13 protein-coding genes are annotated in these 15,895 nt (G+C 46.6%); 1 reads left to right on the forward strand and 12 read right to left on the reverse strand.

The genetic code is table 11. The annotated features are described in order from the left end of the window. Positions 1–180: 180 nt before the first annotated feature. The 8 genes from ACFVQB_RS26690 to leuB all read right to left on the reverse strand — a co-directional run bounded on the left by ACFVQB_RS26690 (position 181) and on the right by leuB (position 8,968). On the reverse strand, positions 181–1,137 hold the full coding sequence (locus ACFVQB_RS26690) for an aldolase catalytic domain-containing protein (RefSeq protein ID WP_379446935.1): 957 nt from the start codon (positions 1,135–1,137) through the stop codon (positions 181–183). An 83-nt stretch (positions 1,138–1,220) separates the two neighbouring features. Next, the gene (locus ACFVQB_RS26695; RefSeq protein WP_379446936.1) at positions 1,221–2,537 is read right to left on the reverse strand and encodes a hypothetical protein; all 1,317 of its coding nucleotides are present in this window, start codon (positions 2,535–2,537) and stop codon (positions 1,221–1,223) included. After that, positions 2,534–3,649, reverse strand: a complete 1,116-nt coding sequence (locus ACFVQB_RS26700) for a DUF58 domain-containing protein (RefSeq protein ID WP_379446937.1) — start codon at positions 3,647–3,649, stop codon at positions 2,534–2,536. Before ACFVQB_RS26700 ends, ACFVQB_RS26695 begins: the two co-directional genes overlap by 4 nt. A 3-nt stretch (positions 3,650–3,652) precedes the next feature. Continuing rightward, on the reverse strand, positions 3,653–4,621 hold the full coding sequence (locus ACFVQB_RS26705; RefSeq protein ID WP_379446938.1) for an AAA family ATPase: 969 nt from the start codon (positions 4,619–4,621) through the stop codon (positions 3,653–3,655). Between the two features lie 127 nt (positions 4,622–4,748). Further along, positions 4,749–5,852, reverse strand: a complete 1,104-nt coding sequence (locus tag ACFVQB_RS26710; RefSeq protein WP_113051616.1) for an ATP-binding protein — start codon at positions 5,850–5,852, stop codon at positions 4,749–4,751. Between the two features lie 443 nt (positions 5,853–6,295). Further along, the gene (locus ACFVQB_RS26715; protein ID WP_024628323.1) at positions 6,296–6,712 is read right to left on the reverse strand and encodes a hypothetical protein; all 417 of its coding nucleotides are present in this window, start codon (positions 6,710–6,712) and stop codon (positions 6,296–6,298) included. Between the two features lie 357 nt (positions 6,713–7,069). After that, positions 7,070–7,609 carry a peroxiredoxin gene (locus ACFVQB_RS26720; RefSeq protein WP_091001071.1) on the reverse strand — a complete coding sequence of 180 codons (540 nt, stop codon included), beginning with the start codon at positions 7,607–7,609 and terminating at the stop codon, positions 7,070–7,072. Between the two features lie 273 nt (positions 7,610–7,882). Continuing rightward, positions 7,883–8,968: a 3-isopropylmalate dehydrogenase gene (gene leuB / locus ACFVQB_RS26725; protein WP_379446939.1), complete on the reverse strand. Its 1,086-nt coding sequence runs from the start codon at positions 8,966–8,968 to the stop codon at positions 7,883–7,885. A 231-nt stretch (positions 8,969–9,199) separates the two neighbouring features. Between leuB and ACFVQB_RS26730 the strand changes: the two genes are divergently transcribed. Then, the gene (locus ACFVQB_RS26730) at positions 9,200–10,180 is read left to right on the forward strand and encodes an aldo/keto reductase (RefSeq protein WP_379446940.1); all 981 of its coding nucleotides are present in this window, start codon (positions 9,200–9,202) and stop codon (positions 10,178–10,180) included. A 230-nt stretch (positions 10,181–10,410) separates the two neighbouring features. Here the strand turns inward: ACFVQB_RS26730 and ACFVQB_RS26735 are convergent, their stop codons facing one another. The 4 genes from ACFVQB_RS26735 to ilvB all read right to left on the reverse strand — a co-directional run bounded on the left by ACFVQB_RS26735 (position 10,411) and on the right by ilvB (position 15,599). Continuing rightward, positions 10,411–11,952: a 2-isopropylmalate synthase gene (locus tag ACFVQB_RS26735; RefSeq protein WP_379446941.1), complete on the reverse strand. Its 1,542-nt coding sequence runs from the start codon at positions 11,950–11,952 to the stop codon at positions 10,411–10,413. A gap of 123 nt (positions 11,953–12,075) precedes the next feature. Next, positions 12,076–13,068, reverse strand: coding sequence for a ketol-acid reductoisomerase (gene ilvC, locus ACFVQB_RS26740; RefSeq protein WP_024628318.1), 993 nt, complete (start codon positions 13,066–13,068; stop codon positions 12,076–12,078). A gap of 300 nt (positions 13,069–13,368) precedes the next feature. Beyond that, positions 13,369–13,851: an acetolactate synthase small subunit gene (ilvN, locus tag ACFVQB_RS26745; RefSeq protein WP_379446942.1), complete on the reverse strand. Its 483-nt coding sequence runs from the start codon at positions 13,849–13,851 to the stop codon at positions 13,369–13,371. Beyond that, on the reverse strand, positions 13,848–15,599 hold the full coding sequence (ilvB, locus tag ACFVQB_RS26750; protein ID WP_076289932.1) for a biosynthetic-type acetolactate synthase large subunit: 1,752 nt from the start codon (positions 15,597–15,599) through the stop codon (positions 13,848–13,850). Before ilvB ends, ilvN begins: the two co-directional genes overlap by 4 nt. Between the last annotated feature and the right edge of the window lie 296 nt (positions 15,600–15,895).

The raw sequence follows: 15,895 nt of genomic DNA on the forward strand, positions 1-15,895 counted from the left end.
ACTAAAAAAACATGAACTCTCCATCGGAGTCCATGTTTTTTTATATTTGCAAATGTATTTTAGACTATTTTCCGCCCCATGTGCACCTTTCGACTTAAAACGCTAATGCGCTAAAGTTATAGACGTATTAGATCCGTCTCTTGTTGACTTGAAATCCATTTCAAGAATCATGCGGCAAGCTTATTTGTCAAAATTCACTTCTGGTGTTGTCAATTTATCATAGAAATCAACAACCTTATCTTTGTCTTCCGACGAACGCAGTGCCATCGCTGAGCGAGGATGCTCGTCCAATGTACCTGTAATCATATAAGGCAAAATGTAACCCCATTCTTCTTTTTCACGGAGAGGAACCATCAATTGCTCCAATACACCAAGTACTGGACGCAGATTGTATTTCGTGCCTTTCAAATGAGCAACAAGCAGTTCAGTCGGACAGTTCCCTGCAGCACGTCCCATACCGTATACGGAAGCATCCAGCAGTTCAACGCCAAGTTCAGCTGCTACCAACGTGTTTGAGAACGCCAGTTGCATATTATTGTGTGTGTGAACGCCAAGACGTTTGTTCGGCAGATGAGTTTTGAACTTCTCCACCAGATATTTCACATCGTTATGATCCAGGCTTCCATAGGAGTCTACTATGTATATAACATCCACAGCACTTTCCTTGATCAGTTCAAATGCTTCCAGCAGTTCATTTTCCATAACATTAGACAATGCCATAATGTTCAGTGTCGTTTCATATCCACGATCGTGGAACGTTTGAACCAGAGCAAGTGCCTTGTCTACATCCTTGCTGTAGCAAGCTACACGGATCAGATCCAGCATGCTTTCGCTGCGTGGCAAAATGTCATTCTCGTCCACACGTCCAACGTCAACCAATGCAGACAATTTGGTGTTGCCTTTTTGCGGAATAACCTTGCGCAGGAAATCATCATTCAGAAAACGCCATGGTCCTGCTTCTTCTGCACCTTTCAAGAGCTTAGGTGAATTTTTGTATCCAATTTCCATATAATCAGCGCCAGCTTCATTCAATCCAGCATAGAGCTGTTGAACAAAGTCCACGCTAAAGTCCCAGTTATTTACCAATCCGCCATCACGAATTGTACAATCTACTATTTTGCAATGATTTGTCTTCATTAATGTCTGCTCCTTTTCTGACCAACTTGTGTATTCCTCTCATGATACTTGAACGTAACAAGAAAAGTAAAGGGATTCCCGACTTATTTACTTCGATAAGATTTCCATATCCGATCAATCTCACTCATCTCGGAAACGTCAGGAGATTTCTTTCCATAGCGTACAGCGTTATAGGTATCTGGTAGCATTGCAGAGAGCTTCTGATCATCTTCTCTGGCCCCATGCTGAACAATCGTCTCCGCAGCCTCCAGTGGCGTATGTGCACCCTGTATATCCACTCCCCGGTGTGTAGCTCTGTCCATCCACTTCCGATAATAGTATCGAATACGTTCAGCTTCCTGTGAGGGCAGCGACTCCTTCTTGCGAAACCAGGATTTGCGCGTTTTTGCAGGTACTTCTAACGTTTCGCTGATGTCCACATACTCCGTCCGGGGTTCTACATTCTTCTGACCGGGCTGCAGCAGCCCTTTGAAGCGCTCCATAAGTTTGTTTATGGCCTTCTGCCCCAGACGTAGGATAAGCCACAGGATCACAACTGCTACAGCCCCCATGACTACCCAACCCAGGATATCCCAGAAAATAGAGGGCTCCCCTGCCGGTTCCATTCCTTCAGGTATCATTGGTGGTTCATTTGGAGCTGTAGGCGTAATAGGTGGCTCCTGATTGGAACTCGAGCCTATCAAACCTCTGATCCATGCAAGCAGACGGTCACGCAGTGGTCCTAGCCAGGCAACAAGACTGGGAAAAGCGCCAATCCCTGCGATCACAATCAGCATCCATAACAGACGCTGGTGATTCGCCCGGGCAAACTCACGTAACACGATCCTTCTTGAGCCATCATTTAATATCGCACGATCCAGCTGCACACTGTATTGACCTACCAACCAGCCAACAAAACTGATTAGTCCCGCTGTATATATAGTTCCAGTGTAAGCCCGAAGAGGTTGCATGAATTCAATTCCATTGGCCGCCCCACTGAGCACAATTGCACTGAGTACACCCCAAATCTGCAAGCGCCAAATCAAAATCGAACGGAAGGCAGGTTGAAAGTTCAAACCAATATAGGCTGAAATTACACCCCATACCACTGCCGTCAGCAAATCAGGTAAAGGAAGTGCCCATAATATTGCGATGACCAATGAGAGCAGCAGTCCCATAAGCAACGCTGCACCCCATCGAATAAACGTGTTTTTTTCGCTGATGGTTGGTAACCTGTGCTGTACCCACTGACCTAACCAGCCAGCAATAACAAAGATAGCCATTAATGTGGATGGCAAACGCCACGTTGCATAAAGGGAAGTCAGCGTTAAAAGCGGATAGAAATATACACCAATCAACAGAACGCTCGACATGGATAACAGCAGTCTTTCTTTGGTACTGTTGCTGTTGGACTCATTCATGCACTCACCGCCTTAGCATCGCTTTTCCCGCCCTCTACCGGGAGTATGGTCACACGGTGGCCTTGCTCATGCAAACGCGCAATTTCATGCTCCATGGCTGGAGATACATAGGACGTAATTAAGAGATAACTGCGAACCTGCTGGGCTTCTTCATTCCGTTCTACTTCATCACTCAGGAACTGCTCCATGGGAACCATGCATTTCAACTCTGTCTCTGCCATAGCCTCCAGCAGCATTTCCAGATGAGGACTGCCGTAATCCGGCTCAATCCGCAATGGATCACGCCCTCCACTCACACGGTAGCCATTATGAGCAAACCCTGCGGGTAACCCTCTTCCAATGGCATCTACTGCTGCGGTTGCCGCATAACGGAGTGCTCGTTCAATCATCTCCGGGCGGGTAACGACACTCCACATGTCCGCCGACTCCTGAATGTTGACCACAATCCAGGATTGAGGATCCGCAGTCCATCCCTGCTTGTAAACCTGTAATTCTCCCGTACGTGCACTCGCTTTCCAATGAATACGGTTCATCGGATCACCTGCACCATACGGACGTACCCCGAGAATCAGAAAGGGATCTTCAACAATCCACCGGGATACTTCAACCTCCCCCTGCCATACCTGATAGATCGCAGGCAGATCCTCCGCATGAACAAGTGAAGGGTATACGACCATGGATAGATGAACGGGAATTGGCTTCGACGTACGCCAAAGGCCGAACAGATCCCCTCCGGTCATGGTTACGGTGTTTAACGTGTAGATCCCACGTCTACTGCATACAAAAGGATGCTTGCGCGTAATACGGGTAATCGGTTTCAAAGTAAAGATACTTTTATGATTCTGATAGATATCTCCCTGACTGATATCCATGCCTGAACCGGAACGAAATACAAATGATACTGGCATCATAGCCTCAAGTCTGAGCCATGGAACCGATATTCGTTTTTCATTCGCAATTGTCTCTACCATCTCCAGCTCATCCCCGGCGTAACAACGCATTTTGCTGAACTGTCTGGTGTACGTCAGCTTGCGTAAAGCCGGACGGCCGAACCATATGCCGTGTACTCCGATAACAATGCCTCCGACAATGACTAGCCATAGTAATGCCATATGTTATAGCCCGCTGCCTGCAGCAAGATTCTCCGTCGGCACTTCAGTCTGGCTCAGAAGCTCCTGAATAATACGTTCCGCCAAGCCCTCTTGTTGCCTCACGCGGTTGCGGAATACAAGTCGATGGGCTAGCACGGGCTCCGCCAATATTTTAATATCATCCGGGAGAACAAAGTCTCTGCCATGTAATGCAGCCCAGGCCTGACTTGCCTTGAGCAACGCCTGAGCTCCTCGTGGACTTACGCCCAGTGAAAGCTCGGGATGCTGCCTAGTCGCTTCTGTCAGACGGATAATATATCGCAACAGATCTTCGTCGATTTGGACCGATGTATAAGTGCCCTGTGCCTCGAGCAGCTGCTCGCGACTAAGGATAGCGGACAGATCAGCAACAGAACGGCTCGCTACCGTACGTCTCAGAATTTCTACACTTTCTTCACTGCTTGGATAGCCCATCCGGATCTTCATCATGAAACGATCCATCTGTGCCTCTGGTAACGGAAAAGTTCCCTGGTTATCTACCGGGTTTTGTGTGGCAATGACGATAAACGGTCGTTCCAGCTGTCTGGTCGAACCATCAATGCTAATCTGCCGTTCCTCCATACATTCCAGCAAACTGGACTGGGTACGCGGTGTAGCCCGGTTAATCTCATCTGCCAGCACCAAGTTGGCAAACAGGGGGCCAGGTCTGAATTCAAAGTCACCTTCTTTTTGGTTAAAAAAATGAATACCCGTCAAATCAGATGGCAACAGATCCGGTGTGAATTGAATACGCTGGAAGGTACAATCCAGTGAAGATGCTACGGATTTTGCCAACAAAGTTTTCCCCGTACCGGGCACGTCCTCCAGCAGGACATGTCCTGAAGCGATGATGGCTGTCATCACAAGCTCAATCGTATGGTCTTTGCCCACAATGATCTTCCCTACATGGTCCATTAACTGTTTGTTCATTTGTTCCATTCCCTGGATATTCATAATTGGTTCTTCCTCCCGTAAATTGAGCTATGTATTCGCATTCATTCTAACTATAACCCTAATCGTCCCAACAAAAAACAACAGGAATCGGCGGGTTAGCCAATTCCTGTTCGCATAACTCTTTTCTTTACACCAAGGGAAGCATGATGATGAACCGGGTGCCTTCCCCCTTTTTGCTATCCACAGAGATGTTGCCCCCGTGATTTTTGATAATGCGGTAACTCACGGAAAGTCCCAGCCCTGTTCCGCTCTCCTTGGTGGTAAAAAACGGGTCAAACAGGCGCACAAGGGTGTTGTGGTCCATTCCCTGTCCATTATCAGCAATGGAGATCTGCACATACTTGTTCTCGGTTCCCGTGGAGATCTGAATCAAGCCTGTGTGCTCTTCACCCACATCCTCGATGGCATCCATTGCGTTTTTAACCATATTCAAAATGACCTGCTTAATCTGTTTGACATCAATGGACACATTTAACGGGACTTCTGCTTCATCCAGGGTGATCTCGCACCCCTTCATTAATCCTTCGCTTTCTGTCAGCAAGACCACCTCTTTGAGCAAAGAGTTAACAGACATAATGGTCTTCTGAGGAGCTGACGGTTTCGAGGAATTCAGAAATTCGTAGATAATGTCGTTCGCCCTGTCAATTTCCGTTAGAATGATTCGAGCGTACTCGTCTTTCCCCAATTGCAGCAAATGAGGCCGAAGCAACTGGATAAATCCGCGGATAGCCGTCAAAGGATTCCGAATTTCATGGGCAATAGATGCCGAAATCCGCCCCAACATTGCAAGTTTGTCATTTTGATAAGCGGTCTGCTCAATCTGTTTATAATCGGAAACATCCTTCACACTGAACAGGAAGTCCCCATCCATCTGATCCCCGTACGTTACTGTAACCAGCCAATGCCTGCCATACTCGTCAATCAATTCATGATAGCGCTTACGATGAAAGATAGTTTCCCGATAGATGCGTAAAATTTTCTTTTTCTTGAATCGGCTCATCTGTGGATGATGCAGCATTTGCATCAGGGTGCAGCCGCTCAATAGACTCCTAGGAAGCTCCAACAATTTTGCCATCTGAACGTTAATAAACGTCAATACACCGTTACTGTCAAACAACATAATACCGCTATCCAGATGTTCCAGGACATTCTCATACTTGTTGTTATCCAGATGTACAGGCGGGAATCCATCCGTTGGTCGAGGCACTGTATCCTGAAATTCACTAATCATGTCAGGTTCCTCCTTTTCACGTAAATGATAAACTTGCCATTCGGACATCATATCATCACAGAAACAGGAAGGGCCGATTATATTTTTCATTACCGGTGCCCTTTCATTAGGGGGCTGAGCCGAAAATATGGATGGCATGTCCGGAACCCAAGCTGATCTATTCCGGGTAACCAAGAGTCGATCCGGAAAACATTATACGTCTGTTCCATTCTAACCTTCTCCTATTCCCAAACACGAACATTTTTTGCTCCGCCTCTTTTGCAAGTCTGTTTTTATCATAGACAAGTTTATAGAAGGGAGTCAATCGGAGAAAGTGTCGAATGGAAATTATTTTAAGAAAAACCGTGAATTAGTTTCTATATACAACAAAAACGAAGCTTTTTCGCTCGATTAGCGAATAAGCTTCGTTCGTATAGTTTAAATTTTAAATAATTAAATTCAATCTATAATCCACTCTTGTTATGCTGAATTTTGAGTCTGCGCTGACTCATGACGGCTAAGCGACGCTTGAGTTCGCTTTCCCACTTCTCATCCTTCATTTCCTTGGCAAGACGAAGTAGATCCAGAGACATGTCGATCTGACGCTGCACAATGACCATAGCATCCTCGCTTTCACGATTCACGCAATTTTCAAAAATCGCATCTTCATCTTCCGTCACGTAATCTTGGAAATCAATCTCCGACGCACCATCTCCATGCGCATATTCAGCCAAAATTTCATATTCATTTTCCACTTTATAATGCACTTCTACCCGGTGACACACCGGACAAAACAGCAGGGGAACATTATGAACCTGGGTGCGGTAATGCTTCAGCGTGCCCTTTGTTCCCACCATACTTGCCCCACAACAGTAACTCATTTTTGTTCACCCTCCTTATAACGTGCCGAGACTTTTTAATGGATAGCAGTCCCGTACACTTCAAGCACTTCCGAAAAAGGAATAGTTCCATCAGTGTATCACATTCATGTACAAATTATAAATGCAGAGCACCGGAATATTTACCGGGTTTCCATACCCTATTCGCCTTGAGGCCCTTCGATTCCTCTTTCCAGAGATAAAATGAAGGCTTTCTTCTATTACATCATTACCACGTTTACGTCCCTGTTTAAACACTTTTCTTCCTTTAGGGCCTATATTCTCGCAAAAGGGTGCAAAAAGCCCTCAATCCCATGAGGGATGAGGGCTTGAACAATAAACGTTCAAGTTCAATCAGACTTACAGGTTGCTGTCGCCTGGTTTCCAGTTCATTGCACACAATCCACCGGATTGCAGAGCTTGCAGTACACGAAGTGTTTCTTCAACACTACGGCCTACATCATTGTGGTTAACCACTTGGTATTTCAATTCGCCTTCTGGATCGATGATGAACAAGCCGCGCAGTGCAACGCCTTCTTCTTCGATCAAAATGCCATAATCTTTAGCAACTTGTTTCGTGATGTCGGAAGCAAGCGGGAAGTTCAATTGACCAAGACCATTGCTGTCTTTAGGTGTGTTGATCCAAGCTTTGTGGCTGTGTACGGAGTCAACGCTTACGCCAAGAACTTCAGTATCCAAAGCTTTGAATTGCTCAGCAGCATCACTCAAAGCTGTAATTTCAGTTGGGCACACAAAAGTGAAATCCAAAGGATAAAAGAAAAATACGAGCCATTTGCCACGATAATCGGACAGTTTTACGGAACCAAAGTCTTGTCCATCTCCCGATACTGTTTCCATTGCAAAATCCGGTGCGGGTCTACCAACCAAACGTTCTGCCATAACTAACAATTCCTCCTTTGGGATTATGTAAGCACTCAAGTTGAATGCTCATCATCAAGAAAAACGAGAACGCTTTTCCTGTAATTAAAATGAGTTTGTTACTTGATAACAAGTACAAGTAAAATGTTATCATCCGGACTTCTCAAAGTCAAGATTATAATCGTTGTTTTTTTATAATAATTATAAATAAGGATTTTTCGTGGCAAAAATCGTAAAGGAACAGCCCTCTGCAATTCCGGATCGGAGCAAAGGGCTGTTCTGTAGTTATTATTATTAAGCCTGTTTCTGAATTGCCGCGACGATCAGATCGCCCATTTCTGTCGTGCTGATCGCTTTGCTCTTGTCTACAGCGATGTCGCTTGTACGATGTCCCGCATTGAGCACATCAGATACAGCTGCTTCAATTGCATCAGCACCTTCCGCATAACCAAAAGTTGTACGGAACATCAACGCCAGCGAAAGGATCGTTGCGATTGGGTTCGCCAGTCCTTGGCCTGCGATATCCGGTGCTGAACCGTGTACCGGCTCATACAGACCAAAGCTGCCTTCACCCAGTGATGCAGATGCCAGCATGCCGATCGAACCTGTCAGCATCGCTGCTTCATCACTAAGGATATCTCCGAACATATTTTCAGTCACGATAACGTCAAAGCTGGATGGACGACGCAGCAATTGCATTGCACAGTTGTCTACAAGCACATGCTCCACTTCAACATCCGGATATTCCGGTGCTACACGGTTAACGACTTCTCTCCAAAGACGGGAAGTTTCCAGCACGTTAGCCTTATCTACAGAAGCCAGCTTTTTGCTACGTCCTTGAGCAATTTCAAACGCCTGACGAACGATGCGCTCCACTTCCGTTACATTATATACGCATGTATCCACTGCTTCTTCGCCTTGTGCACCTTCACGTCTGAACTTTTCACCAAAGTAGATTCCCCCGGTCAACTCACGCACGACCATCAGATCCGTACCTTCCAGCACTTCCGGTTTCAAGGTGGAAGCATCCTTCAAGCAATCAAATACCACTGCCGGACGCAGGTTCGAGAACAGTCCGAGCGCTTTGCGAATGCCAAGCAAGCCTGTTTCCGGACGCAATTCCTTGCTGTTGTTGTCCCACTTTGGACCGCCAACCGCTCCGAGCAGCACAGCATCCGCACTCTTACATACTGTCAGTGTTTCTTCAGGAAGCGGTGTACCTTTCTCATCAATGGCGATTCCACCAAACAGCGCATGCTCTGTCTCAAAACGGTATCCGAAAACTTCCTCCGTACGTTTGAGAACTTTCTCTGCCTCCGCTACAACTTCTGGACCGATTCCGTCACCTGCGATAACTGCAATTTTTTTCACGTCTGCCATGGGTTGTCCACTCCTTATATCCATTCATTCGGTTATTCACTTCAATGATTAACGTGTCATTTTTAACTCTCTCTTTTGTATCATATTCGGAGGTCATTTGACCAAGATATACAATCTATGACTTTAATAGTTTTTGCCTATAAGTGGTTTTGGATTGGTTGTTCTGTACCTCTGACTGAGTTAAAATAAAGCCTGAAGACAAATTCAGGTAACTCAGGAGGGATTGCAATCATGCAATACACGTACTTGGGAAAATCAGGTCTTAAAGTCAGCCGGATCTGTCTCGGCACGATGAACTTTGGTCCTGCTACAGACGAAAAAGAGGCATTCCGTATCATGGATGCGGCACTCGATGCCGGTGTGAACTTTTTTGATACCGCTAACATTTACGGCTGGGGCGAAAATTCGGGTCTCACCGAGGAGATCATTGGACGCTGGTTTAAACAAGGCGGCGGCAGACGTGAAAAAGTTGTTCTTGCGACCAAAGTCTATGGCTCCATGCACGACGATACAGACGGTCCAAACAACGATGCAGGTCTCTCCGCTTACAAAATCAGACGCCATCTGGAAGGTTCCCTCCGCCGCCTGCAAACAGATCATGTTGAACTGTATCAAATGCACCATGTTGATCCCGCCATATCGTGGGACGAGCTTTGGGGTGCGTTTGAGAACGCTGTTCATCAAGGCAAAATTGGTTATGTAGGTTCAAGTAACTTTGCTGCATGGCAGATTGCCGTGGCTCAAAGTGAAGCCAAAAACCGCCATTTCCTCGGTCTTGTATCCGAGCAGCATAAATACAGTCTTAACTGCCGTTTGCCTGAGCTCGAAGTGCTGCCCGCAGCGAAAGAACTGGGCCTTGGCGTTATTCCATGGAGTCCGCTTGACGGTGGGTTACTTGGACGCAATGCGCTCCAGAAGCTGGAAGGTACACGCAGTGGAGGCATTGCTGAACGGATTGAGTCCCATCAAACTCAATTGGAACAATTCGCATCACTTTGCCGCGAACTCGGCGAACCACAGGATACCATAGCTTTGGCCTGGGTTGCCGCCAATCCGGCAGTTACCGCACCCATTATTGGGCCGCGTACACTGGAGCAGTTCGAAACTGCGCTCAAATGTTTGGATGTCACTCTGGAAGAAGCCGTCCTTAAACGTTTGGATGAAATCTTCCCGGGTCCGGGAGGACAAGCTCCGAACGCTTATGCTTGGTAAAAGCTTATCGGCCTAACTGAATACGTCTTTTCAATGAGAATGCTCTATAGAATAATGCAATTATCCTATACGTAACAACAAAAAAGTCTGACCTTCAAATTTATTTTGAGGGTCAGACTTTTTATGTACCTCACTGAACTACAATACATAGGGCTGGGAACTCCATCTTAGCTTCTCCAGCCAGACGAATTCCAGTCCAATGAAGAGCTTTACTTACTGCAAATGATGTGTTACAGGTTCACATTAACGCGATTCGTGTAGGTCTTGCGTTTCTCAATCAACTTGTTCAATCCATCAACATAAGCACGTGCACTGGCACCCAGAATGTCGGTGCTTACACCACGCCCTTGTACAGATATTTGGTTTTGAGTAAGTACGACGTGTACCTCACCCAATGCGTCCTTACCATGCGTAACGGATTTGATTGAGTAGTCGGATAACGTTACTTCTTCTCCGCTCACTTGGTCAATCGCATTATAGATGGCATCTACCGATCCATTTCCTTCTGCTTGTTGTTCCACCGTCTCACCATCAAGTGTAGCAATACGAACTTTAGCTGTTGGAGTGGATTCATCACCATACGTCACAAAGATGGATTCCAGTTTAAGCACCTCAGGTGCATCCTGTAATTTCTCTTCGATGACCGCCAGCAAATCCTCATCAGTCACTTCTTTTTTCTTATCAGCCAGATCTTTGAATTGGGCAAAAGCACGGTTCAATGCTTCATCTTCCAGTTCATAACCGAGCTCAATCAAGCGCTCACGGAAGGCATGACGCCCCGAATGTTTACCCAGTACGAGCTTGCTTTCCTTCAGACCGATGGTCTCTGGGGTCATAATTTCGTAGGTTGTTTTCTCTTTCAGCATGCCATCCTGGTGAATTCCAGATTCGTGTGCAAACGCATTCGCACCAACAATCGCTTTATTGCCAGGCACAACCATACCCGTCAAACGACTCACGAGACGACTGGTCCGAGCAATTTCAGAAAGTTGCAGCGAAGTTTTCGCCTGGAAAAATTCCTGACGTGTCTCCAGTGCCATGGCAATTTCTTCAATCGCGGTATTACCTGCACGTTCACCAATGCCGTTAATGGTGCCCTCAATTTGATCGGCTCCATTCAGAATGGCTGCAAGCGTGTTGGCAGTTGCCATTCCCAGGTCATTATGACAGTGTGCACTCAGCTGCACCTTATCAATGTTGTGTACGTTTTCCTTGAGATGTTTGAAAATATTTCCGTACTCATACGGGCTCAGATAGCCCACCGTATCCGGGATATTTACAACGGCTGCACCTTCTTCCACAGCCATATTCACCATTTCTACAAGGAAATCATATTCGGTACGACCTGCGTCCTCCAACGAGAATTCGATCTTCGAAAAAGTTTTCTTCGCATAACGAATCGCGGAACGAGCTGTATCAAGAACCTGGGCTCGATCCATGCGCAATTTGTGCTGACGATGAATAGGTGAAGTTGCCAAAAAGATATGGATACACGGGTCTTGAGCGCCCTTCAACGCTTCCTTCACCGCATCGATATCCTGCTCTCTGGAGCGGGACAAGCCAATGACGGTAACGTTTTTGACCGCTTTGGCTACTGCATTAACTGCCGCCAAATCGCCTGGAGAGGCCGCGGGGAAACCGGCTTCCATCCGGTCAATACCAAGCCGCTCGAGCTGGTGCGCAATTTCCACCTTTTCACGAGTATTCAGATTGACCCCCGGGGATTGTTCTCCATCACGCAGCGTTGTGTCAAATACATAGATTTTACGCACGCCTCGCACCTCCTAGACTTGTATTGTATGTTCCTCTAAACCAGTAATAGCGGCACACGCATATGCACGGCCGCTATTCCCGGTTAAAGCTGTAAGTTTACTAGATTACGTTAAAGTGCATGCTTACTTCTTGATCCAGTGCATCATCTCACGCAATTGTCCGCCAACCACTTCGATTGGGTGTTCAGCTTCGTTGCGACGAGTTGCTGTCAGGAATGCACGGCCGGATTGGTTTTCCAGGATGAAATCGCGTGCAAATTTACCTTGTTGGATATCTGTTAGAACTTCTTTCATTGCTTTCTTCGTATCTTCAGTTACTACGCGAGGTCCAGTTACATAGTCACCGTACTCCGCTGTGTTACTGATGGAATCACGCATGCTTGCAAGTCCACCTTCATACATCAGGTCAACGATCAATTTCAATTCGTGCAGACACTCGAAGTATGCCATTTCAGGAGCGTAACCCGCTTCTGTCAATGTTTCGAATCCAGCTTTTACCAGGGCGCTTACACCACCACACAGAACAGCTTGCTCACCGAACAGGTCTGTTTCTGTTTCTTCACGGAAGGAAGTTTCGATAACCCCTGCACGCGTGCAACCGATACCTTTGGCATAAGCCAAACCGATATCTTTTGCTTTACCTGTTGCATCTTGCTCAATTGCGATCAGGCCCGGTACACCGAATCCTTCCACGTAGGTACGACGTACCATGTGGCCAGGGGACTTAGGAGCTACCAGCAATACATCGCTGTCTTTTGGAGCAACGATTTGACCGAAATGAACATTGAAACCGTGGGAGAAGAGCAATGCAGCGCCTTTTTTCAGGTTTGGTTCGATTTCGTTTTTGTATACAGAAGCTTGTGTTTCGTCAGGCAGCAAAATTTGAACTACGTCTGCACGGCTAGTTGCTTCAGCCGGGGACAGAACTTCAAATCCGTCATTTTTTGCAGTGTCAAAAGATTTACCTTCACGAAGTCCGATGACTACGTTCAATCCACTGTCACGCAGGTTTTGAGCTTGGGCATGGCCCTGGCTACCGTAACCGATGACCGCAATCGTTTTTCCTTTCAATACGCTAAGCTCTGCATCCTGTTCATAATAAGTAGTTACTGGCATGTTTATAAGTCCTCCTTTGTATTGTAAAGAACCCTTCATTAATGAGCGGGTGTCTCAAGGGACCGGCACGCTTTTCCTGCTTTAGCGTCTCTGGTCTGATCCGATCCGTTCAGACACCCGCCCGTTAATGCGGGTGTGTGGCTATATTGTCAAGCGTTACATCACTAAAATGTTAAATTGCAACTTGTACGGGACTGGCACCTCATCTAAGATTAACGGTATATTTCAGCTCGATGCTGCTAACATACCTTTGTCGTTCCATTGACAAGCATCAGACCATGCTTTTTTCAATATGATTGCTTATACGTTGCCTCGTACCAATGCAGTTACGCCTGTACGTGACAGTTCGCGAATGCCGTATGGCTTAAGCAATTCAATCATCGCATCAATTTTATCCGAATCTCCGACCACCTGTACAATCAGGCTGCCTGGACCAACATCTACAACGGATGCGCGGAATGTCTCCACCACACCCAGAATTTCTGGACGTTCGGACGGTTCTGCCTTTACCTTGATCAATGCAAGTTCACGGGCGACCATCGGCTTCAGACTGAAATCAACCACTTTGATGACATCGATGATTTTGTAGAGTTGCTTTTCAATCTGTTCCAACGTTTTGTCATCACCGATCGTCACAATGACCATCCGGGACAAACCCGGTTCCTCGGATTGACCTACCGTGATGCTCTCAATGTTGAATCCACGTCGACCGAACAACCCTGATACCCGCTGCAGGACGCCAGGCTGATCGTTGACCAATATCGAAATTGTATGTCTTATCATTCCTCAGCATCCCCCATCAGCATTTGATCAATTGTCGCTCCTTGCGGAACCATTGGATATACGTTTTCTTCCTTGCGTACTACGAATTCAACAACGACCGGTCCTGGTGTATCCAGGGCTTCTTGCCAAGCACGCTCGGCTTCTTCCTTGTTGGTTGCACGCAATCCTTTTACGCCATAGGCTTCAGCGAGTTTTACAAAATCAGGGCTGCCTGCCAAATCGATATGACTGTAACGGTTCTCATAGATGATCTCTTGCCACTGACGTACCATTCCAAGTACCTGATTGTTGATAATAACAATTTTCACCGGGATGTTGTTAATGGCACAGATCGCGAGTTCTTGAGAACACATCTGCATACCGCCGTCACCGTTGATGGAAATAACGAGTCTGTCCGGGTTGGCCATTTGAGCACCAATTGCAGAAGGGAATCCAAAACCCATCGTTCCCAGTCCACCGGAGGTTACCCATGAACGTGGTTGGTTGAATTTGTAATACTGAGCAGCCCACATTTGATGCTGTCCAACATCCGTAGTCACGATGGCTTCGCCTTTGGTTGTATCATTCAGCATTTCCACAACCCACTGCGGTTTTAATACTTCATCTGAATCTGTGTAGCTGTAAGGTTTCTCTTGTTTCCATTGTTTGATCTGATCTCTCCAAGCATCCGCACGTTCAGCACGTTGAACCTCTTTGTTCGCTATTTCCAGAACCGTTTTCACATCACCAACGATTGGAATGTCGGTTGCGATGTTTTTGCCGATTTCAGCCGGATCAATATCAATGTGCACAATTTTGGCATGTGGAGCGAATCCATCCAGCTTGCCTGTTACCCTGTCATCAAAGCGTGCTCCGATGTTGATCAGCAAATCCGATTTTTGAATTGCCTGATTGGAAGTGTATGTTCCGTGCATACCCGGCATTCCGGTCCACAATTCGTGACCACTTGGGAATGCTCCAAGTCCGAGAAGTGTTGTCGTGATTGGAATGCCTGTCTTCTCCACAAATTCGAACAGCGCTTCATGTCCACCGGAGTAAACTACACCGCCGCCTGCCAGAATCATCGGACGTTCTGCTTCCTGAATCGCCTGAGCCAGACGATCAACCTGAAGTTTGTTCGGTACAGTCCGTGGGTTGTACCCTCTCAATATAACAGGTTCAGTCACGGGTTCGAACAACGTTTTGTTTGCCGATACATCCTTCGGAATGTCGATCAATACGGGACCTTTACGACCTGTATTCGCAATATGGAATGCCTCATGAATGACACGTGGCAGATCTTCTACGTCTTTTACCAGGTAACTGTGTTTGGTAATTGGCATTGTGATTCCAGTAATGTCCGCTTCCTGGAAAGCATCTGAGCCAATCAGGCTGGAAATTACATTCCCCGTAATGACTACGAGTGGTACAGAATCCATATACGCTGTTGCAATACCGGTAACTAGATTCGTTGCTCCAGGTCCGGAGGTAGCGATACAGACACCCACTTTTCCGCTTGCCCGTGCATATCCGTCAGCTGCATGAATGGCACCTTGTTCGTGACGGGTTAACACGTGTTTGAAATCCTCGAAACCATACATCGCATCGTAAATGTACAACACTGCGCCGCCCGGGTAACCAAAAACGCACTCTACACCTTCCAGCAACAAGCTTCTCAGCAGAATTTCGGAACCGCTAATGACCTCCGGCTTCATCCATTTTTCACGTAATTCATCTGTCGATCGTACTTCTGGAATTTGAGCTCCCATCAGTCATCCTCCTCTCGGAATTTACATCATTCTGACATTTAAAGTTACAAAAAAAACCTTCCATCCCTGCAAACAAGTTTATGCTTGCGAGGGACGAAAGGTTGTTGCTTCCGTGGTACCACCCAACTTTGTCCGAAATTTCGCAATAACGGACCTTACCAGGTACAAAAAACGATAGATCAAACGGATATACCCGTTCTCCATACCTGTTGTCTGTAACGCAGACATACGATTTTCCCTAATAACCCAATGGAGTGACATCCAATGCTTTTCAGGAAAACAGCTCCGAGGTGAGC

This window comes from Paenibacillus sp. NPDC057886 (assembly GCF_042796655.1).
In the GTDB taxonomy this organism is placed as follows: Bacteria; Bacillota; Bacilli; order Paenibacillales; family Paenibacillaceae; genus Paenibacillus.